The sequence below is a fragment of the Streptococcus mitis genome (assembly GCF_965111725.1).
Classification (GTDB): domain Bacteria; phylum Bacillota; class Bacilli; order Lactobacillales; family Streptococcaceae; genus Streptococcus; species Streptococcus mitis_DV.
On sequence record NZ_OZ217341.1, the window covers coordinates 575,537 to 596,098 of the forward strand.

At 41.1% G+C, this 20,562-nt stretch carries 19 protein-coding genes and 2 pseudogenes; 10 read left to right on the plus strand and 11 right to left on the minus strand.

Features of this window, described 5'->3' with window-relative positions; genetic code table 11:
• Both ACLV7Q_RS02945 and ACLV7Q_RS02950 read left to right on the plus strand, forming a co-directional pair.
• On the plus strand, nucleotides 1-633 hold the full coding sequence (locus ACLV7Q_RS02945; protein WP_050074369.1) for an ABC transporter ATP-binding protein: 633 nt from the start codon (nucleotides 1-3) through the stop codon (nucleotides 631-633).
• Between the two features lie 140 nt (nucleotides 634-773).
• Nucleotides 774-931, plus strand: a pseudogene (locus ACLV7Q_RS02950) (competence protein ComA); the annotation flags it as partial.
• Between the two features lie 180 nt (nucleotides 932-1,111).
• Here ACLV7Q_RS02950 and tpx read toward each other — a convergent pair.
• The 4 genes from tpx to ACLV7Q_RS02970 form a co-directional block, all read right to left on the minus strand.
• Nucleotides 1,112-1,603, minus strand: coding sequence for a thiol peroxidase (gene tpx / locus ACLV7Q_RS02955; protein ID WP_023946176.1), 492 nt, complete (start codon nucleotides 1,601-1,603; stop codon nucleotides 1,112-1,114).
• 122 nt (nucleotides 1,604-1,725) lie between these two features.
• Nucleotides 1,726-2,655: a metal ABC transporter substrate-binding lipoprotein/adhesin PsaA gene (gene psaA, locus ACLV7Q_RS02960; RefSeq protein WP_000733069.1), complete on the minus strand. Its 930-nt coding sequence runs from the start codon at nucleotides 2,653-2,655 to the stop codon at nucleotides 1,726-1,728.
• A gap of 31 nt (nucleotides 2,656-2,686) precedes the next feature.
• The gene (locus ACLV7Q_RS02965; RefSeq protein WP_000559791.1) at nucleotides 2,687-3,535 is read right to left on the minus strand and encodes a metal ABC transporter permease; all 849 of its coding nucleotides are present in this window, start codon (nucleotides 3,533-3,535) and stop codon (nucleotides 2,687-2,689) included.
• Complete coding sequence (locus ACLV7Q_RS02970) at nucleotides 3,532-4,254, minus strand: metal ABC transporter ATP-binding protein (protein ID WP_218756950.1); 723 nt, start codon at nucleotides 4,252-4,254, stop codon at nucleotides 3,532-3,534. Before ACLV7Q_RS02970 ends, ACLV7Q_RS02965 begins: the two co-directional genes overlap by 4 nt.
• A gap of 177 nt (nucleotides 4,255-4,431) precedes the next feature.
• Between ACLV7Q_RS02970 and pepO the strand changes: the two genes are divergently transcribed.
• Nucleotides 4,432-6,324 (plus strand): endopeptidase PepO, encoded by a 1,893-nt coding sequence (gene pepO / locus ACLV7Q_RS02975; RefSeq protein ID WP_218756949.1) that lies wholly within the window; start codon nucleotides 4,432-4,434, stop codon nucleotides 6,322-6,324.
• Nucleotides 6,325-6,451: 127 nt separating this feature from the next.
• Here the strand turns inward: pepO and ACLV7Q_RS02980 are convergent, their stop codons facing one another.
• Nucleotides 6,452-7,081 (minus strand): MBL fold metallo-hydrolase, encoded by a 630-nt coding sequence (locus ACLV7Q_RS02980; protein ID WP_218756948.1) that lies wholly within the window; start codon nucleotides 7,079-7,081, stop codon nucleotides 6,452-6,454.
• A 126-nt stretch (nucleotides 7,082-7,207) separates the two neighbouring features.
• On the minus strand, nucleotides 7,208-7,468 hold the full coding sequence (locus ACLV7Q_RS02985) for a hypothetical protein (protein WP_218756947.1): 261 nt from the start codon (nucleotides 7,466-7,468) through the stop codon (nucleotides 7,208-7,210).
• Nucleotides 7,469-7,812: 344 nt separating this feature from the next.
• On the opposite strand from ACLV7Q_RS02985, the gene ACLV7Q_RS02990 reads away from it, so the two are divergent.
• Nucleotides 7,813-10,035 (plus strand): RelA/SpoT family protein, encoded by a 2,223-nt coding sequence (locus tag ACLV7Q_RS02990; protein WP_218756946.1) that lies wholly within the window; start codon nucleotides 7,813-7,815, stop codon nucleotides 10,033-10,035.
• A 29-nt stretch (nucleotides 10,036-10,064) separates the two neighbouring features.
• Nucleotides 10,065-10,508: a D-aminoacyl-tRNA deacylase gene (dtd, locus tag ACLV7Q_RS02995; protein ID WP_218756945.1), complete on the plus strand. Its 444-nt coding sequence runs from the start codon at nucleotides 10,065-10,067 to the stop codon at nucleotides 10,506-10,508.
• A 38-nt stretch (nucleotides 10,509-10,546) separates the two neighbouring features.
• On the opposite strand, the gene ACLV7Q_RS03000 is transcribed toward dtd, so the two are convergent.
• Nucleotides 10,547-10,960, minus strand: coding sequence for a hypothetical protein (locus tag ACLV7Q_RS03000; RefSeq protein ID WP_218756944.1), 414 nt, complete (start codon nucleotides 10,958-10,960; stop codon nucleotides 10,547-10,549).
• Nucleotides 10,961-11,123: 163 nt separating this feature from the next.
• Nucleotides 11,124-11,771 (minus strand): metal-dependent transcriptional regulator, encoded by a 648-nt coding sequence (locus ACLV7Q_RS03005; RefSeq protein ID WP_218756943.1) that lies wholly within the window; start codon nucleotides 11,769-11,771, stop codon nucleotides 11,124-11,126.
• Nucleotides 11,772-11,882: 111 nt separating this feature from the next.
• On the opposite strand from ACLV7Q_RS03005, the gene ACLV7Q_RS03010 reads away from it, so the two are divergent.
• Nucleotides 11,883-12,725: a metallophosphoesterase family protein gene (locus ACLV7Q_RS03010; RefSeq protein WP_218756942.1), complete on the plus strand. Its 843-nt coding sequence runs from the start codon at nucleotides 11,883-11,885 to the stop codon at nucleotides 12,723-12,725.
• A gap of 75 nt (nucleotides 12,726-12,800) precedes the next feature.
• Nucleotides 12,801-13,238: an Rrf2 family transcriptional regulator gene (locus tag ACLV7Q_RS03015; RefSeq protein ID WP_001166788.1), complete on the plus strand. Its 438-nt coding sequence runs from the start codon at nucleotides 12,801-12,803 to the stop codon at nucleotides 13,236-13,238.
• A gap of 57 nt (nucleotides 13,239-13,295) precedes the next feature.
• Here the strand turns inward: ACLV7Q_RS03015 and ACLV7Q_RS03020 are convergent, their stop codons facing one another.
• A complete protein-coding gene (locus ACLV7Q_RS03020; protein WP_218756941.1) occupies nucleotides 13,296-14,369 on the minus strand; it encodes a DUF2974 domain-containing protein in 1,074 nt (357 codons plus the stop codon).
• A 155-nt stretch (nucleotides 14,370-14,524) separates the two neighbouring features.
• Here ACLV7Q_RS03020 and ACLV7Q_RS03025 point away from each other — a divergent pair, with 155 nt between their 5' ends.
• Both ACLV7Q_RS03025 and ACLV7Q_RS03030 read left to right on the plus strand, forming a co-directional pair.
• Nucleotides 14,525-15,202: a response regulator transcription factor gene (locus tag ACLV7Q_RS03025; RefSeq protein ID WP_000548991.1), complete on the plus strand. Its 678-nt coding sequence runs from the start codon at nucleotides 14,525-14,527 to the stop codon at nucleotides 15,200-15,202.
• Nucleotides 15,195-16,169 carry a sensor histidine kinase gene (locus ACLV7Q_RS03030; RefSeq protein WP_218756940.1) on the plus strand — a complete coding sequence of 325 codons (975 nt, stop codon included), beginning with the start codon at nucleotides 15,195-15,197 and terminating at the stop codon, nucleotides 16,167-16,169. Before ACLV7Q_RS03025 ends, ACLV7Q_RS03030 begins: the two co-directional genes overlap by 8 nt.
• 233 nt (nucleotides 16,170-16,402) lie before the next feature.
• Here the strand turns inward: ACLV7Q_RS03030 and ACLV7Q_RS03035 are convergent.
• Nucleotides 16,403-16,552 (minus strand): annotated as a pseudogene (locus ACLV7Q_RS03035) (integrase); the annotation flags it as partial.
• 413 nt (nucleotides 16,553-16,965) lie between these two features.
• On the opposite strand from ACLV7Q_RS03035, the gene ACLV7Q_RS03040 reads away from it, so the two are divergent.
• Nucleotides 16,966-18,477 (plus strand): ATP-binding cassette domain-containing protein, encoded by a 1,512-nt coding sequence (locus ACLV7Q_RS03040; protein WP_218756939.1) that lies wholly within the window; start codon nucleotides 16,966-16,968, stop codon nucleotides 18,475-18,477.
• 92 nt (nucleotides 18,478-18,569) lie between these two features.
• Here ACLV7Q_RS03040 and thrS read toward each other — a convergent pair whose 3' ends face one another.
• A complete protein-coding gene (thrS, locus tag ACLV7Q_RS03045) occupies nucleotides 18,570-20,513 on the minus strand; it encodes a threonine--tRNA ligase (protein ID WP_125451396.1) in 1,944 nt (647 codons plus the stop codon).
• Nucleotides 20,514-20,562: the final 49 nt, after the last annotated feature.

Consider the following 20,562-nt stretch of genomic DNA (forward strand, 5'->3'; position numbering starts at 1 on the left):
ATGATTGAACTTAAACAGGTGAGTAAATCTTTTGGAGAACGAGAGTTATTTTCGAATCTTTCAATGACATTTGAGGCTGGAAAAGTCTATGCCTTAATTGGTTCAAGTGGTAGCGGAAAAACAACCTTGATGAACATGATTGGAAAATTAGAATCTTATGATGGGACGATTTTTTACCGAGGTAAAGACTTGGCCAATTATAAATCGAGTGATTTTTTCCGTCACGAATTGGGCTACCTCTTCCAGAACTTTGGCTTAATTGAAAACCAAAGTATTGAAGAAAACCTTAAGCTAGGTCTCATTGGTCAAAAGTTGAGTCGGTCGGAACAGCGGTTGAGGCAGAAGCAGGCTTTAGAACAGGTCGGCCTGGCTTATCTTGACCTAGATAAGCGCATCTTTGAGTTATCGGGCGGAGAATCGCAACGGGTTGCCTTGGCAAAAATTATCTTAAAGAATCCACCCTTTATTCTGGCAGATGAGCCAACAGCTTCAATAGACCCAGCAACCTCTCAGTTGATTATGGAGATTTTGCTATCTCTTCGAGATGATAATAGGCTAATCATTATCGCAACACATAATCCAGCAATTTGGGAGATGGCTGATGAAGTGTTCGCGATGGATCGCCTGAAATAAAAATCCTTGTTTTTAATTGTACGATGAGTTACTGAAATATTATCATGAATCAATAATTGGAGTTAATTTAGAATTGTACTTTATCAATATTGAGGTAACTTTTTCTTGATAAAGGAAGAAATAGTGGAGAGGAAGTTAGAATGAAAAAATTCGACAATTATATCATTGAGAAGCCTTGCGATTCTAATTCAGATAAACTGCAAAAATCTTAATAATTGAAAGTTTGGTAGATGATATTTTGCAATTTTCTCTCAGAATCAATAATAGTGTAGGAGAGATTTTCCTCCTACAACCATTTCAAAAGAAATATTTACCCATTGGGAGAAGATATTGCAGTGGATAATGTGTTACTCACTGAAAAATATAATTTTCAACTAAAAGATTTTGAAGGATTCATTTCAAAATAAACAATAATTAAAGAATAACAAAAATCCTCCGTTTCAAAGAGTAGGGAACTCTTTGTGACAGAGGATTTTTTCTATAGGGCTTTAGTAGCTGCAATTGCGGCTTCGAAGTTTGGTTCAGAGTTGATATTGTCCACGTATTCAACGTAGCGAATCGTATTGTCAGTATCGAGGACAAAGACCGCGCGTGCCAATAGGTGCCACTCATTGATTAAGAGAGCATAATCACGTCCAAAGGAATGGTCGAAATAGTCTGAGAGCATGATGGCGTTTTCAATACCTTCAGCACCACACCAACGTTTTTGGGCAAATGGTAGGTCCATAGAAACAGTCAATACGACCGTGTTGTCCAGTCCAGCCAGTTCTTCATTAAAGCGACGCGTTTGAGTTGAGCAGATACCTGTATCGATAGAAGGCACGACACTCAAGACTTTTTTCTTTCCATCAAAATCAGCCAGAGATTTTTTAGAAAGGTCTGTTGTAGTGAGAGAAAAATCAAGCGCCTTGTCGCCGACTTGTAGTTGTTTACCTGTAAAGCTCACAGGATTTCCGAGAAAAGTTACCATAGGATACTCCAATCTTTTTTCTTCCATTTTAGCTGAAACAGCCGGAATTTTCCAATGATTTGACCGGAAATATGGGCATAGAAAAAACGCCAGCTCATGTGAGAATGACGTTTTTCAGAGGTTTATTTTGCCAATCCTTCAGCAATCTTGTCAAGGTTGTATTTCATCATGTTGTAGTAGCTGTCGCCTTCTTTACCTTGTTCTGCGATAGAGTCAGTAAAGATTTGTGCGTAGATTGGGATGTTTGTGTCTTGTGAAACAGTCTTCATTGGACGGTCATCCACACTTGATTCTACAAAGAGTGAAGGAACTTTTGTTTGGCGAAGTTTTTCAACCAAGGTCTTGATTTGTTCAGGTGTTCCTTCTTCTTCAGTATTGATTTCCCAGATGTAAGCACTTGGGACACCATAGGCTTTAGAGAAGTATTTGAATGCTCCTTCGCTGGTTACAATGAGTTTCTTTTCAGCAGGGATGTTATTAAATTTATCCTTACTTTCTTTATCAAGTTTGTCTAACTTATCAGTATATTCTTTGAGATTTTTTTCATAGAATTCCTTGTTGTTAGGGTCTTTGGCGCTCAATTGTTTAGCGATATTTTTAGCAAAGATAATTCCATTTTCAAGGTTAAGCCAAGCGTGTGGGTCTTCTTTACCTTTTTCATTTTTTCCTTCAAGGTAGATAACATCAACGCCTTCGCTGACTGCAAAGTAGTCTTTGTTTTCAGTTTTCTTAGCATTTTCTACCAATTTGCTAAACCAAGCATTGCCACCTGTTTCAAGGTTGATACCGTTATAGAAAATGAGGTCAGCCTCAGAAGTTTTCTTAACATCTTCAGGGAGTGGTTCGTATTCGTGTGGGTCTTGTCCAATCGGAACGATACTGTGAAGATCAATCTTGTCACCAGCAATATTTTTAGTAATATCAGCGATGATTGAGTTTGTAGCAACAACTTTTAGTTTTTGACCAGAAGCTGCATCTTTTTTTCCGCTAGCACATGCTACAAGAGCAATAACGGAAAGAAAGAGAACGAGTAATGTACCTAATTTTTTCATTAGATCCTCCAATTTATTGGGGTTTTGCCCCTTATTTTAACAAATGTTTATTTTTCAGTTTCAAATATCGTTGTTTAGGAGAGATAAAGAAACTGATTAAGAAGAAGCTAGCAGCTGTAAGTACGATGCTAGAACCAGCTGCTAAGTTTAAACTATAGCCAATAAAGAGTCCCAAAACTGAAGCTGTAGCTCCAAAGGTTGAGGAAAGGAAAATCATACTTTTCAGGCTATTAGCATACAGATAAGCAGTTGCAGCTGGGGTAATCAGCATGGCTACAATCAGGATAGTTCCAACACTTTGCATGGCTGTCACAGACACGAGAGTCAGGAGTATCATGAGGAGGTAGTGATAGAAATTGACAGGCATTCCCATGGCTTTAGCCAGAAGTTCATCAAAGGAAGTTATCAAGAGTTGCTTGAAGAAAATCCAGATTAACAAGAGAATGACCGCCCCTACGCCCATAGTGATAAACATATCCGTATCTTGGACGGCTAGAATATTACCAAAAAGGATATGGAAAAGGTCAGTTGAACTTTTAGCGACACTAATCAAGATGATACCGAGGGCTAAGAAAGAAGAAAAGGTAATGCCGATGGCGGTATCGCTTTTGATAATCGAGTTCCCCTTGATGTAGGTAATGATGATAGCAGCTAGCAATCCAAAGACAATGGCTCCGATAAAGAAGTCAACGCCTAAGATGAAGGAGAGGGCTACACCTGGTAAGACAGCATGTGAAATAGCATCTCCCATGAGTGACATCCCACGTAGAATGATGAAACATCCCACAGCTCCAGCTACGACCCCGACGACAATAGCTGTTATCAAGGCATTTTGTAGGAAATGGAATTTTTGCAATCCATCGATAAATTCTGCAATCATAGGTCACCTCCATTGAAAAAGAGTCGATTACCGTAAGCTTCTTTGAGATTGGCTTCGGTAAAGGTTTCTTTGGTTGGACCAAAGGCAATCACTTCTCGATTGACAAGTAAGACTTGATCGAAGTAGTGGGAAACCTTGCTGAGGTCGTGGTGAACGATGAGAACCGTCTTACCAGCTTTTTTCAAATCTCTCAGCGTATTCATGATGATTTCCTCACTGACAGAGTCAATCCCAACAAAGGGTTCATCCAAGAGGATATAATCGGCTTCCTGCACCAAACATCTGGCAATCAAGACCCGCTGGAATTGACCTCCAGACAGTTGACTGATTTGACGTTCAGCGTAGTCAGCTAGGCCGACGATTTCAAGGGCTTCCTCTACTTTTTTCCAATGTTTAGCATTTAAACTTCGAAAGAGAGGGATAGAGGGAAAGAGTCCTAACGAGACGCATTCCTTGACCTTGATGGGAAAGTTGTAGTCGATATTGATTTTTTGTTCGACATAGGCAATTCGGTGTAAGGATTTTTTAACTTCCTTGTTATCGAGAAATGCCTGACCTTGATGTGGGATAATTCCCAGCATCCCTTTTAATAATGTTGATTTTCCAGCGCCGTTCGGACCAATGATTCCGGTAATCGTTGGTCCTTGGAGCACCAGTGAAATATCCTTAAGTGCCAACGTTTCTTTGTAGGAGACACTGAGGTTTTCGATACGTATCATAAACTTATATTCCTCCTGTCTCTTAATATACATTAAAAAAAAAATTAAGTCAAGTTAATTTTTGAAAAAATTAAAATAATAACTGAAAAACAATAGGAAACATCCGTTCATTTTTAATTGCATTCCTAGGTAATTTTTGTTAAGCTAAAAACAAGTACAAATGAAAGCGAGAACAAGATGACACGTTATCAAGATGATTTTTATGATGCTATCAATGGGGAATGGCAACAGACAGCTGAAATTCCAGCAGATAAGTCTCAAACGGGAGGTTTTGTTGATTTAGACCAGGAAATTGAAGACTTGATGTTGGCGACAACAGACAAGTGGTTGGCAGGTGAAGAGGTGCCTGAGGATGCTATCTTGGCAAACTTTGTCAAATACCACCGCCTAGTTCGTGATTTTGACAAGAGAGAAGCTGACGGTATCACACCTGTCTTACCACTTCTTAAAGAATTCCAAGAATTGGAGACTTTTGCGGATTTTACAGCTAGACTAGCAGAGTTTGAGCTTGCTGGTAAACCTAACTTCCTTCCTTTTGGTGTCTCACCAGACTTTATGGATGCCAGAATCAATGTTTTATGGGCTAGCGCTCCAAGCACGATTCTGCCAGATACGACCTACTATGCAGAAGACCATCCTCAGCGAGAAGAGCTCTTGACTCTTTGGAAAGAAAGTAGCGCAAATCTCCTCAAAGCTTATGATTTTTCTGATGCAGAAATTGAAGACTTGCTTGAGAAAAGATTAGAATTGGATCGCCGAGTTGCAGCAGTGGTGCTTTCTAATGAAGAAAGTTCAGAATATGCTAAACTCTACCATCCATATGCTTATGAAGATTTCAAGAAATTTGCGCCTGCCCTACCTTTAGATGACTTCTTCCAAGCCGTTCTTGGACAAGTACCAGACAAGGTTATTGTAGACGAGGAACGCTTCTGGCAAGCAGCAGATCAATTCTATAGTGAAGAAGCTTGGCCTCTCCTCAAGGCAACCTTAATTTTAAGTGTTGTGAATCTTTCAACCAGCTATTTAACAGAAGAAATCCGTGTCTTGTCAGGTGCCTATAGCCGTGCGCTTTCAGGTGTTCCAGAAGCCAAAGACAAGGTCAAGGCAGCCTACCAGCTAGCACAAGGCCCATTCAAACAAGCCTTGGGTCTCTGGTATGCCCATGAAAAATTCTCTCCAGAAGCTAAGGCTGACGTAGAGAAAAAAGTGGCAACTATGATTGATGTTTATAAGGAGCGTTTGGCTAAGAATGACTGGCTGACTCCAGAAACTCGTGATAAGGCTATCGTCAAACTCAATGTCATCAAGCCTTATATCGGTTACCCAGAAGAATTACCAGAACGCTATAAGGACAAGGTGGTCGATGAAAATGCTAGCCTTTTTGACAATGCTCTAGCCTTTGCGCGTGTGGAAATCAAGCACAGTTGGAGTAAGTGGAACCAGCCTGTAGACTATAAGGAGTGGGGCATGCCTGCTCATATGGTCAATGCCTACTACAATCCACAGAAGAATCTGATTGTCTTTCCAGCAGCTATTTTACAGGCACCTTTCTATGACTTGCATCAGTCATCTTCTGCTAACTACGGGGGTATCGGGGCGGTTATTGCCCATGAAATTTCTCACGCCTTTGATACCAACGGAGCTTCCTTTGATGAAAATGGTAGTCTCAAAGATTGGTGGACTGAGAGTGACTATGCTGCCTTCAAGGAGAAAACACAAAAAGTCATTGACCAATTTGATGGACAGAATTCTTATGGTGCAACTATCAACGGTAAATTGACTGTGTCAGAAAACGTGGCTGACTTGGGAGGAATCGCTGCAGCGCTTGAAGCAGCTAAAAGAGAACCAGACTTCTCAGCAGAAGAATTCTTCTACAACTTCGGTCGTATCTGGCGCATGAAAGGTCGCCCAGAATTTATGAAACTTTTGGCTAGCGTCGATGTGCACGCGCCAGCCAAACTCCGTGTCAATGTGCAAGTGCCAAACTTCGATGATTTCTTTACAACCTATGATGTCAAAGAAGGAGACGGTATGTGGCGTTCACCAGAAGACCGCGTCATTATTTGGTAAGGCAAAGAACCTAGTCATCAGAAAAAGGCATCCAATCAGGTGTGAAAACCTTGACTGGATGCCTTTTGCAATGGAAAGATTTGCTGGATAGTTTACTTAAAATGTGATAGTCATTGTCACCATCTTGTTAGAAAAAAGGATTGAAAGTTTTTTCGTGAGCGATAGTAGTAGCTGGACCATGCCCTGGATAGACGTCGTAGTTTGGTAGGGTGAAGAGTTGGGTCTGGATACTATGGAGGAGTTGCTCCATGCTACCAGTGGGAAGGTCGGTCCGTCCGATTGTTTCACGGAAAAGAGCATCACCTGTCAAGACTAGGTGAGCATCAGGAAAGACTAGGGAAACACCACCGATAGAATGTCCTGGTGTTGGCAAGACAGTGAAATGAAATTCCTCTAGTTGATATTCTTCATGAAAGCTAAAGGTGTGTTCTGCAGGTTTTGCGACCACATCTGCCATATCATCGTGACGAGGGAGACCAGAGAGATTATCGACGGGAGTATAGAGCCAGCTGGCTTCACTCTCTGCGATATAGACCGGAGGATTGTCAAAAGTCTCGCGAACCAAGTCCAGACTCATGATATGGTCATAATGGGCGTGGGTCAATAGAATGGCACAGATCGGTTTGTTGAGGTTCTCTATTGTCTGACGAATGGCTTCCCAATGGCTACCAGGATCTACCACGATAAGGTGCTTTTCACCTTCTAGGTAGTAGGTGTTTTCATAGGCAACAGGATTCACGGTTTTATGGATTTTCATATTAGCTCCAATCTCAAAGAATGTACTAAATTAAGTATAGCACAGTTGGGGGAAATAGGTAAGGATTTAGAATGAACTTAAAAACCAGCATGACTAGATGAAGACAGGCTGGTTATCAATTTATCACTATTGGAGAGGTGTCAATTGCCCTTCATAGGTTGCATAAACTCCGTCATTAGCTTGTTTGATAGATGTGATGTTTAGAGTGCCACCGTAGTTGGCTTCTCGTTTGTCGCTATATTCACTATAAGTTATCCTATTGGGCAGGTTCTGGTCGTTAGAATAGTATTGAACGATTGTTTTTTTATAGCTTTGCTGGCTGAATAGAAACAGGCAGCTAACTCCTAACACTAGGAGAGCAAAGATAGAAATAGCAGTTTTTTTCATAGGTGTTCTCCTTATAAACTAAAGGATAAAAGAAAGTATCTTGAGGATTTTTAATTCCAAAATCCAATCAAGGTACCAGTGTATGTGACACGAGTTCCACCGTTTATCTTTCGTATCTTCAATGGAATTGGGGAAGTCAGAAAGTCTTTCGGTTACAATATGGTTTCCGTTCTTCTATCTCTCCTTCTATCACCTAAGTTTAAAATCTAACTTCGCAATATATTATAGACTAATAATTCAGAATTATCAAGCAATTCTGGATTATTTTTTTCTTATTCTGTTCCAATCTAGTTTTCATATTCTTAAAAAAGTGATAAAATGGTAGGAAGAATTGGAGAGTAGAGATGCCAAAAGAAGTGAATTTAACAGGCGAAGAAGTTGTCGCTTTAACCAAAGAATATTTAACGGAAGAGGATGTTCATTTTGTCCATAAGGCCTTGGTCTATGCGGTGGAATGCCACAGTGGCCAGTATCGCAAATCTGGCGAACCTTACATTATTCACCCTATCCAAGTGGCAGGTATTTTAGCCAAGCTCAAGCTGGATGCTGTAACAGTAGCTTGTGGTTTCTTGCATGATGTGGTGGAGGATACAGATGCGACCTTGGACGATTTGGAAAGAGAGTTTGGTCCAGATGTGCGCGTGATTGTCGATGGAGTTACCAAGCTCGGTAAGGTCAAGTACAAGTCTCACGAGGAGCAGTTGGCTGAAAACCACCGCAAGATGCTCATGGCCATGTCTGAGGACATCCGTGTTATCTTGGTCAAACTGTCTGACCGCTTGCACAATATGCGGACGCTAAAACACCTTAGAAAAGACAAGCAAGAGCGTATTTCCAAAGAAACCATGGAAATTTATGCCCCACTTGCCCACCGTTTGGGGATTTCTAGCGTCAAATGGGAATTGGAAGACCTATCTTTCCGTTATCTCAATCCGACAGAGTTTTACAAGATTACCCATATGATGAAGGAAAAGCGCAGAGAGCGTGAGGCCTTGGTGGATGAAGTGGTCACAAAATTAGAGGAATATACGACAGATCGTCACCTAAAAGGGAAAATTTACGGTCGTCCCAAGCATATTTACTCGATTTTCCGCAAAATGCAGGACAAGAGAAAACGGTTTGAGGAAATCTATGACCTGATTGCCATTCGTTGTATTTTGGATACCCAAAGTGATGTTTATGCCATGCTTGGTTATGTGCATGAGCTTTGGAAACCCATGCCTGGTCGTTTCAAAGACTATATCGCTAACCGCAAGGCCAATGGTTACCAGTCTATCCATACGACAGTTTATGGGCCAAAAGGGCCGATTGAATTCCAGATTCGAACTAAAGCCATGCACGAGGTGGCTGAGTACGGGGTTGCGGCTCACTGGGCTTATAAGAAAGGCATTAAGGGACAGGTCAACAGCAAGGAATCGACTATTGGGATGAACTGGATCAAGGAGATGATGGAGCTCCAAGATCAGGCTGATGATGCCAAGGAATTTGTGGATTCAGTTAAGGAAAACTATCTGGCAGAGGAGATTTACGTTTTTACTCCAGATGGTGCTGTCCGTTCCCTTCCAAAAGATTCAGGACCGATTGATTTTGCCTACGAAATCCATACCAAGGTCGGTGAAAAAGCAACTGGTGCCAAGGTCAATGGTCGCATGGTTCCACTGACAACCAAGCTCAAGACAGGGGATCAGGTTGAAATTGTCACCAACCCTAACTCCTTTGGACCGAGCCGTGACTGGCTCAATATGGTCAAGACCAGCAAGGCGCGTAACAAGATTCGCCAATTCTTTAAAAATCAAGATAAGGAATTGTCTGTTAACAAGGGTCGTGAGATGTTGATGGCCCAGTTCCAAGAAAATGGCTATGTGGCCAATAAATTTATGGACAAGCGTCATATGGACCAAGTCCTGCAAAAGACCAGCTACAAGACAGAAGACTCCCTCTTTGCGGCCATTGGTTTTGGCGAAATCGGTGCTATTACTGTCTTTAATCGTCTGACTGAAAAGGAACGCCGTGAGGAAGAACGTGCCAAGGCCAAGGCTGAAGCAGAAGAACTTGTTAAAGGTGGCGAGGTCAAGGTTGAAAATAAAGAAACCCTCAAGGTCAAGCATGAGGGTGGAGTGGTCATTGAAGGTGCCTCAGGCCTCCTAGTGCGGATTGCCAAGTGTTGTAATCCTGTTCCTGGTGACGATATTGTCGGTTACATTACCAAGGGTCGTGGTGTGGCTATTCACCGTGTGGACTGTATGAACCTGCGTGCTCAAGAAAACTACGAGCAACGTCTCCTTGATGTGGAATGGGAAGACCAGTACTCTAGCTCAAATAAGGAGTATATGGCCCATATCGACATCTACGGTCTCAACCGTACAGGACTGTTGAACGATGTACTGCAAGTTCTCTCAAACACAACTAAGAATATCTCGACAGTCAACGCCCAACCAACCAAGGATATGAAATTTGCTAATATCCATGTATCCTTTGGCATTGCTAACCTCTCGACGCTGACTACGGTCGTGGACAAGATTAAGAGTGTGCCAGAAGTTTACTCTGTCAAACGGACCAACGGCTAGTTGTCTTAGCTCTTACTAGAAAGGCTATTATGAAAATCATTATCCAAAGGGTTGAAAAAGCTCAAGTGAGTATCGAAGGTCAGGTTCAGGGAAAAATCAATCAGGGACTTTTATTGCTGGTTGGAGTTGGACCAGAGGACCAAGAGGAAGATTTGGACTATGCTGTGAGAAAGCTTGTCAACATGCGGATTTTTTCAGACGCAGAAGGCAAGATGAACCTGTCTGTCAAAGATATTGAAGGAGAAATCCTCTCTATTTCTCAGTTTACCCTCTTTGCGGATACTAAGAAAGGCAATCGTCCAGCCTTTACAGGGGCAGCCAAGCCTGATATGGCATCAGACTTCTATGATGCTTTCAACCAAAAATTAGCGCAAGAAGTGCCCGTTCAGACAGGTATCTTTGGAGCGGATATGCAGGTAGAGCTGGTCAATGACGGACCAGTCACCATCATCCTTGATACTAAAAATAGATAAGAAAGACCAAGCTCAACCGGCTTGGTTTTTCTCATCTATCATAAAATACTCCAAAATGAAATCTGTTCCTGATAGGCGTTAGGGAAATCTTGTTTCAGGCTTTGGTTTATGCGATAGGAAGAGATGATGTGTCCTAGGATGAGGAGAGTTCCCTGAAGGAAAAGTGGGATACCCCTTAAAAACAGCAAGGAGAGAATCATCAGGCTATCCCATAGGAGAATTTGTAAGGCAAAACGCCAGAATCGCGGTCTAATCTGGGAATAGAGTTGACTAAAGTGGTCACAAAGCTGATTAGACAGATAGGTCAATAGCACAGGATGAAAGAAAATGAGCCAACCGCTATAAATTAAAATCCAATCCCAAGTAAGCCCTTCTTTAAATGTCAAAAATGCCAGCATAATTCCATCAATGACAAGGAGTTGAATAGTTTTGATGAAGATGATTTTTTTCATGATAAAACCTCCTTTTTTCATCTGTTAGTGACGTAATATTTTATATATTTATTATACAATATTTAGTTAAAGAGTGAAAACGTTTACTATTGTTTTTGATGCAAAAAATAGATAAGAAAACCCTGAAAATCAAACTTTCAGGGTTGGTAGGGGATTGGAGAAATTAGTTGATTTTCTCGACATAGAGTTGTTTGGCAATGTCCATACTTACTTGTAAATCCTCGTCTTTACTGATAGTGAAGGTGTTGCTGAAGCCATCAAACTGCTTGACTTGGAGCGGATCACCGATGTGGAGTGAGTGCTTGTCCAGATAACTGAGAATGTCAAAACTATCGTGCACCCGAGTTAGGCGATAGGAGCCAGCTTCCTTGATGTCAGCTAGTGGCAGGTTATTGATTTCAACTAGGAGTTCTCCCTTGGCAGGAATGGTTCCTCCGTGGGGACAGGTTTTAGGGAAACCTAGCAATTTATCCAATCTTTCCACGAACAGGTCAGAGACAGTATGTTCCAAGACCTCGGCTTCCTCGTGAATCTGGTCACTAGTATAGTCTAAATGATGGACTAGAAAAACTTCAATCAAGCGATGCTTACGGTAGAGCTCTGAGACTAGTTTGAGTCCAAGGTCCGTCAGTAGATAGCCACATTCCTTGTCCTTTAGGATGAGGTTTTCACTCTTCATCCGTTTAATCATTTCAGTTACGGCAGGGGGAGAGACTTGCATGCGAGCCGCAATTTCCTTGTTGGTGATTTTATGCAGGTCTATGCCAATTTCATAAATACACTTTAGATAATCTTCTTTATTCGGGGTCATTCGCTTCCTCTTGTCTAATATCTTTATCTAGTATATCAAAAAAAGCTAGATTTCTCTAGCTGTGACTTTTTATGTTATACTTATTGCAAGAGAAAAAACGAGGAGATGGATATGACGAAAATAGCTCTTCTTTCAGATATTCATGGAAATACCACCGCCTTGGAGGCTGTTTTGGCAGATGCTCGGCAGCTAGGAGTGGATGAATACTGGCTTTTGGGAGATATTCTCATGCCAGGGACAGGGCGTAGAAGGATTTTGGACTTGTTGAATCAACTACCGATTACGGCTAGAGTTTTGGGAAACTGGGAAGACAGTCTGTGGCATGGTGTCCGCAAGGAATTGGATAGTACTCGTCCCAGTCAACGCTATCTCTTGCGCCAGTGCCAGTATGTTTTAGAGGAAATTTCCCTAGAAGAAATTGAACTGCTCCACAATCAACCACTCCAGATTCATCGTCAGTTTGGGGATTTGACGGTAGGAATTAGTCACCATCTTCCTGATAAGAACTGGGGGCGTGAGTTGATTCATACTGGAGCGCAAGAGGATTTTGACCGCTTGGTGACCAATCCGCCTTGTGATATTGCTGTTTATGGTCATATTCACCAGCAGTTGCTTCGTTACGGGACTGGTGGGCAATTGATTGTCAATCCGGGTTCGATTGGGCAACCTTTCTTTTTAGACGCTCAGCTGCGGAAGGACTTGCGAGCCCAGTACATGATTTTGGAGTTTGATGACAAGGGCTTGGTAGATATGGACTTCCGACGGGTAGACTACGATGTGGCAGCTGAATTGCAGCTAGCTAAAGATCTGAAACTCCCTTATTTTGAGGTTTACTATGAAAGTCTGGTCAATGGTATCCACCATACTCATCATCAGGAATTTCTGAGAGAATTGGCCCAGAAAGAGGGCTATGATAGGGAGTTAGATGTCTGGTTGAAAAGTGGTAACGATTGACATTACAACTTAAAAGGGTATAATAATAGAAAAAGAAGAGTAGAGGCAGGGATGCCTCGTAAAAAGGAGAAGAGGATGCAAATTCCAAGTAGATTTACCATTGCGACTCATATGCTAATAATCATTGCCCTTGAGGGGAAGGAAAGCAAGGTGACCAGTGATTTTCTGGCTGCTAGTGTCGGGGTCAATCCTGTCATTATCAGAAAGACCTTGTCCCAGTTGAAGAAGGCAGAGTTGATTTCAGTAGCGCGTGGAACAGGTGGGACAGAGATTGTCAAGGATCTTAAGGACATTAGTCTTTTAGATGTTTATCAGGCGGTTGAGTGTCTTGGTAAAACAGGTCAACTCTTTAGTTTTCATGACAATCCAAATCCAAATTGCCCAGTTGGAGCTCATATTCATGATGTTTTGGATCAAAAATTGGAGAGAATTCAGCTGGCTATGGAGGCTGAACTTGGTCAGACCAGTCTAGAACAAGTCGTGGCCGATGCAGAGAGTCAGATGAAGGAGTAATTTTTTCTTTAAAACAAGAAAAGCTTATGAAAAGGCAAAAACCTTATCATAAGCTTTTTATCTATTTTTCCAGGCTTGGTAACGGGTATCAATCAATAACTGGGTAAGGCGTCCCAAGGTTTCTCTTTCTTCTGGAGTGAGGGATTGCGCTTGGACAAAGAGATGATGAATGTGTTCGATAGCCTTGAAGGAAGCCAAGTCATTGATAGAGGTGATACCAGCATCAAGAATGGTGCCAAAGAAGAGGTCAAAATAGAGCTGGAGTTCCTCATCAGGGACTGTGGCCACCCATTCTTTGAAGGTTGTGTCGACTTGTTGGCTATCACTGTTGGTCTTATCCAGCTGGACGAAGTGTTTGTCCTCAATCTGCCAACTAAAGGTATCGTGCTGGGCGATACCACCCAAGGCAGTACTTTGAACGATGATTTGGTGGTTAGGAATTTCCATCATCATACCAATAATGGCCCCTTGTGGGATGAAGACCTTGGTTCTATCCATTATCCTTTGATAGCCCTCGGTTTGTGTCAGTTCTTTGTGGAGACCAGGCGCATCAAAGGTATAAACTGCTGTGATTTGATTTTGCAAGTTTTTCTCAATTTGACTAGCCGCATAGATGGCTAAATTGCCTCCCTTGGAATGCCCAGCCAGAATGACCTTTTGCTTAGGATAGTGGGCAAAAAAGTTCTTTAAATAGTGGAGGGCGTGCTTTTGAGCAGGAATTTCCTTCATATAGGTTAGGTGGAAATCTTCCTTCCAGCCAATGATACTGTCATCTGTCCCACGAAAGACAATCAGATAGATATCGAGAGTGAGGCGGTAGGTCATAGCCGCAAACTGCTTTTGCAGCTCAGGGTCGATGTCGTTGATAAAATGGGAGAGTTTGCAATTTTTGAAGCGCTTGTGTTGAGCTAGTTCATCTAATAGCTGGAGGCGATTTTTGCTGGTCAACATGTTAGGATTCCTTGGAACCTGAGGAGCCAGGTCTAAAAGTCGCTGAGGACTTGTGGAGACCAGATTATCAAAGGAGAGGTAGGTGGTTTCTGTTAAGGCTAAAATATCTAATTCATTCAAAGGAAGGTCGTAAAAGGAATCGTGTGCGACATCTTTCAGATAGTCAAAAATATTGGCCATAAGAGCTCCTTTCTTTTTATTTATCTTATCAAATTTCCCTTAAATTAGCTAGTAGGATTGGCTCACTATGTTGGCTAAAAACAAGCTATGTCAAATTCAGTTTCAGACCTTCCAGCATGGAAAAATCTGTTATAATAATAGAAAAGGAGGAGCGCATGCACAAGATTTTATTAGTAGAAGATGATCAGGTTATTCGTCAACAAGTCGGAAAAATGCTCTCTGAATGGGGATTTGAAGTGGTCCTGGTAGAAGACTTTATGGAAGTTTTGAGTCTATTTGTTCAGTCGGAGCCTCATCTGGTCCTCATGGATATTGGTTTGCCCTTGTTTAATGGATATCACTGGTGTCAGGAAATTCGCAAGATTTCCAAGGTCCCCATCATGTTTCTGTCTTCGAGAGACCAGGCTATGGATATTGTCATGGCAATCAATATGGGGGCGGATGACTTTGTGACCAAGCCTTTTGACCAGCAGGTTCTTTTAGCCAAGGTTCAGGGCTTGTTGCGTCGTTCCTATGAGTTTGGGCGTGACGAGAGTTTACTGGAATATGCTGGTGTTATCCTCAATACCAAATCAATGGATTTACATTATCAAGGGCAAGTCTTGAATTTGACCAAGAATGAGTTTCAGATTTTACGCGTTTTATTTGAGCATGCAGGCAATATCGTAGCGCGTGATGACCTCATGCGAGAACTTTGGAATAGCGACTTTTTCATTGATGATAATACTCTCTCTGTCAATGTGGCTCGATTGCGTAAAAAGTTGGAAGAGCAGGGTTTGGTAGGATTTATCGAGACCAAGAAAGGAATAGGGTACGGACTGAAGCATGCTTGATTGGAAACAATTTTTTCTGGCCTATCTGCGCTCCCGTAGTCGTCTGTTTGTCTATCTACTTGCTTTGGCATTTCTAGTTTTGCTCTTTCAGTTTTTATTTGCCAGTTTGGGAACTTACTTTCTCTACTTTTTCCTGCTGTGTTGCTTTGTAACCATCTTATTTTTCACTTGGGACATATTGGTGGAAATGCAGGTCTATCGCCAGGAAATTCTCTATGGGGAGAGGGAAGCCAAATCTCCTTTGGAAATAGCTTTAGCAGAAAAATTAGAAGCGCGTGAGATGGAACTTTATCAGCAGAGATCAGATTCAGAAAGAAAACTGACGGATTTGCTGGATTACTATACCTTGTGGGCCCATCAGATTAAGACCCCCATTGCCGCTAGTCAACTCTTAGTTGCAGAAGTAGCCGACCGCCAACTGAAGCAGCAGTTAGAACAGGAAATTTTCAAGATTGATTCCTATACCAATCTAGTTTTACAGTACCTGCGTTTAGAAAGTTTCCATGATGATTTGGTCTTAAAGCAGGTTCAAATCGAGGACTTGGTTAAGGAAATAATTCGTAAATATGCTCTTTTCTTTATTCAAAAAGGCCTAAATGTCAATCTACATGACCTTGATAAAGAAATCGTGACGGATAAGAAGTGGCTACTAGTGGTCATTGAACAAATTATCTCAAACAGTCTCAAGTACACCAAGGAAGGTGGTCTGGAGATTTATATGGAAGGCCAGGAACTCTGTATCAAGGATACAGGAATCGGGATAAAAAACAGTGATGTCCTCCGAGTCTTTGAACGTGGCTTTTCAGGATATAATGGGCGCCTGACCCAGCAGTCATCTGGACTTGGACTTTACCTATCTAAGAAAATTTCTGAAGAACTGGGTCACCAGATTCGCATCGAGTCTGAGGTCGGTACAGGAACGACAGTAAGAATTCAGTTTGCTCAAGTGAACCTAGTCCTTGAGTGAGAAGAGACAATGAGTTTTTACCCAATCTCTTTTTGCTATATTTCAGGATATTTGAAGACTGTTTTTTACAAAACCAATAATAGAATTTTTAATACGGAATATAGTATAAATACTGGTTCAAAGTGAAGTTTTGTATGCTTTTTGCTCTTGTTAAGTATAAAATCTATTGACTAAGGTTGAAGTACAAAAAATCAATGTGAAATGAAGTGAATAGTAGACTTTGAAAATGTCTCCTACTCGATTTTAGAACGAATCTCTGACACAGGATTAAAAGAACTGAAGCTCTCTTTTTGTTTTGAATGAGATAGGTGTATATAGATTTGTGTAACTGGTGTAGAACTGTTTCCAAGAATTTATTGAATGTATCGAATACACATTCTATTGATTTTGAACCAGTTTTAATTTCTAAATGTTATAATAGTTTTATCAAGTAAAAGGAGACTGCCATGATTGGAGACAATATAAAATTCTTACGAAAATCACATAATCTGATATAACCAGAATTTTCACGGATTGTGGGTGTGTCATGAAATAGCCTAAATCGTTAGAAAAACTGAAAAAGCTTACTTTCAATAGAAGTATTGGAAATATTCATTTTACATCTATCAAAGAAACATGGGATAGACCTATATTTTACAAAATAGCAAATTATATTTTGAATGATAGTAAAAACTGCAGTACTTGTGTGATTTACAATTATTGCACTCAATGTCCGAGTATCGCACTATCTGAAATAGGGAATAGTAGAGATTGTTCTGCGATATGTAAAAAAACGCATTAGCAAGGAGTATCGTATATGCTACCATATCTTAAAACTATTAGATGGTATCTCTTCTTTAATTTTCTTTTTGGTGTAGTATCGAATATCTGCACAGCTTTGTTACCGTACTTCACGCAGGCATTAATCAAAGGGGATTATCAAGTAGCTCTATATGGTTACTCTATGTCAGTGGCTGGCTATTTGAGTTGTAACTATATCCAAATGATACTTGATTGGAAGCAGGGGATTATCTTTTCGACTACTTTGAAAAATGAGTGGTTTCGTTCACTTCTGGGACTCAGTCACCACGATTTCAAGCAGAAAACAGTAGCAGAGTATATTTCCTATCAATCTAATGACCTAGATTCGTTGGAAAAGGATTACCTTCCTCCATTGATGAGTTTTATCAAACAAATTTTACGTATCATCATTTACGCTTTCATTATTAGCAGAACAATTAATCCTATTGTATCACTGATTTTAATCTTTTCCACTGGAATTAGTATTCAAATTCCTAAAATCGTTGGGAAGTTGACCGCTAATCGTAGACAGGTTTACTTGAAAAAACAAGGAGATTACTATCGAACTTTGGAGGATTTGCTCATGGGACATCATTTGGTAAATAAACTAACTATGTCGCATTTTTTGAATCAACAAAAGAGTTCTCTAAAGAATTTGCAGGATAAGTATTTTAAGTATGGTTTGACAAAAATTACTGGCATCTTATTGACAGGTGTTTCTTTTGAATTCATTAGTCTTGTTCTGTTTATTTATTTAGCCTACTCTCTATCTCACCAGCAACTCGGTATTCCTGAGGTGGTGGCGAGTTTCGGATATATTAATGCTTTTTCTGAACCAATACAGGAAATCCTTTATGATTTACAAATGTTAGAGTCCGTAAAGCCTGTAATCAAGAGTTTTCAAAACATTGTTGGGAGACCCGTTTCAGTTCAAGCACCTCAACATTCTTTTGATACGATTACTTTGAAAAACATTTCCAAACAACTGGGAGAATCAAAATTGATAATTACTTCTGCTACGATTCAAAAAGGGGCTAAAATTGCGCTTATAGGTAATAATGGATCTGGGAAAAGTAGTCTGCTCAACATTTTAAATGGAACAGATGAAGATTTTGAAGGACAAATTGTGCTAGATGGGCTTGTTTTGGACCATCTTTGGGGAAGATTCGGTATGATTCTGCAACAAGAACATACATTTGTTTCGAGTTATGAAAATAATGTAACGCTATTCAATAGTTTCAATGAAAAATTCAGAGAAGAAGATTTTGAAAAAATTCCACCACAATCCCTGTCAGGTGGTCAGCAACAACGAATGTATTTAAATCGTGAGAAAAATCGTAAAAATCCATTGCTTATCCTAGACGAACCTTTCTCTGCCTTGGATACTAATCAGTTTAAAATGGAATTGGAAAGAGTTCTGGAACTACCAAGTGCCGTCATTGTTACTTTACATCGCCAAAACGAATTATTAAGTAAGTTTGACCAAGTTTGGGAAATTAAGAATGGAGAACTTGTAATTTTGAAATAGCTAAATTATAAAGAATAAAACGCATAGTATCAAGGTCATTCAACACCTGATATTATGCGTTTTTCTGATTTTAAGGACTTTTTACTAGGCTCTTATTTCTCAACGCGTGATTTGTTGGCGATATCAGCTAGGATAGCTTGAACAAAATCATCTACTGAAACAGTTTGTGTTTCTTTTTGGCCGTAGCGACGAACGTTGACTGTTCCGTCTTCCATTTCCTTATCTCCAACAATCAATTGGTAAGGAATCTTGCTGGTTTGTGAAGCACGGATTTTGAACTGCATTTTTTCATTGCGCTCATCTACATCTGCACGGACACCGCGGTCACGGAGCTTCTTCGCTACCTCCCAAGCGTAGTCCACGTGTTTTTCGTTAGATACTGGGATGAGAGTTACTTGGTGTGGTGCAAGCCATGTTGGGAAGGCTCCCTTGTAGTTCTCAATCAAGATAGCAGTGAAGCGTTCCATAGTTGAGATAACCCCACGGTGGATCATAACTGGACGGTGCTCTTCGCCATCAGCTCCGATGTATTTAAGGTCGAAGCGTTCTGGAAGCAAGAAGTCAAGTTGGATAGTAGAAAGAGTTTCTTCTTTTCCAAGGGCTGTCTTAACTTGAATATCCAATTTTGGTCCGTAGAAGGCTGCTTCGCCTTCGGCTTCAAAGTAGTCCACACCCATTTCATCAAGAGCTGCACGAAGCATGGTTTGGGCATTTTCCCACATCTCATCGTTATCAAAGTACTTATGAGTATCTTGAGGGTCACGAAGAGAGAGGCGGAAGCGGTATTCATTCAAGTTGAAGTCTTCATAAACATCGATAATCAACTGAAGGGCACGTTGGAATTCTTCTTGGATTTGTTCTGGAGTAACGAAGAGGTGACCGTCGTTAAGAGACATTTCACGTACACGTTGAAGACCAGTGAGGGCACCAGATTTTTCATAACGGTGCATCATACCGATTTCAGCGATACGAATTGGCAACTCACGGTAAGAGTGAACATGGTGTTTGAAGACTTGGATGTGGTGCGGACAGTTCATTGGACGAAGGACAAATTCTTCCCCATCACCCATGTCCATAGTTGGGAACATGTCTTCTTGGTAATGATCCCAGTGACCAGAAGTCTTGTAAAGTTCAACAGAAGCAAGTGGTGGAGTGTAGACGTGTTGGTAGCCAGAAGCTAGCTCTTTGTCTACGATGTAGCGTTCCAATTCACGACGGATAGTCGCACCATTTGGCAACCAGAATGGAAGTCCTTGACCAACCTCTTGAGAAATCATGAAGAGGTCAAGCTCTTTACCAAGTTTACGGTGGTCACGTTCTTTGGCTTCTTCACGCATTTGAAGGTAGTTTTTCAAGTCTTTCTTGTCGAACCAAGCTGTACCGTAGATACGTTGCATCATAGCGTTGTCGCTATTTCCACGCCAGTAAGCACCTGCTACATGGAGGAGGTGGAAGATTTGGATGCGGCCTGTTGATGGGACGTGAGGGCCACGGCAAAGGTCTACATATTCACCCTGACGATAGATAGTCAAACCGCCTTCGTCTTCTGAGTGTTCTTCAATCAATTCCAACTTGTAAGGGTCATTCTTGAAGATTTCACGTGCCTCGTCTTTAGTAACTTCTTCACGTATTGATGGGAAGTTTTCTTTGACAATTTTTTGCATTTCTTCTTCGATACGAGGAAGGTCTTCGTTAGAGATCTGACCAGCTGTGTTGTCAGTATCGTAGTAGAAGCCGTCTTCGATGGCTGGACCAACACCCAAGTGAATGTCTGGGAAAAGACGACGAGCTGCTTGGGCAAACAAGTGAGCGGCTGAGTGACGCAAGATTGGAAGGGCATCTTCGTGATCAGGTGTCACGATTTCGATGCTTCCATCTTCAGTGATAGCACGAGTAGTGTCGATGAGTTTGCCGTTAAATTTACCAGCCAAGGCCTTTTTAGCTAGGGAATTGCTGATAGATTGGGCAATTTCAAAAGTTGTAACGCCAGATTCGAATTCACGAACAGCGCCATCTGGGAAAGTAATGTTAATCATGATGTTCTCCTTTTTATTATTTCATAGTTTCTAAGCATTGACTTTTTTG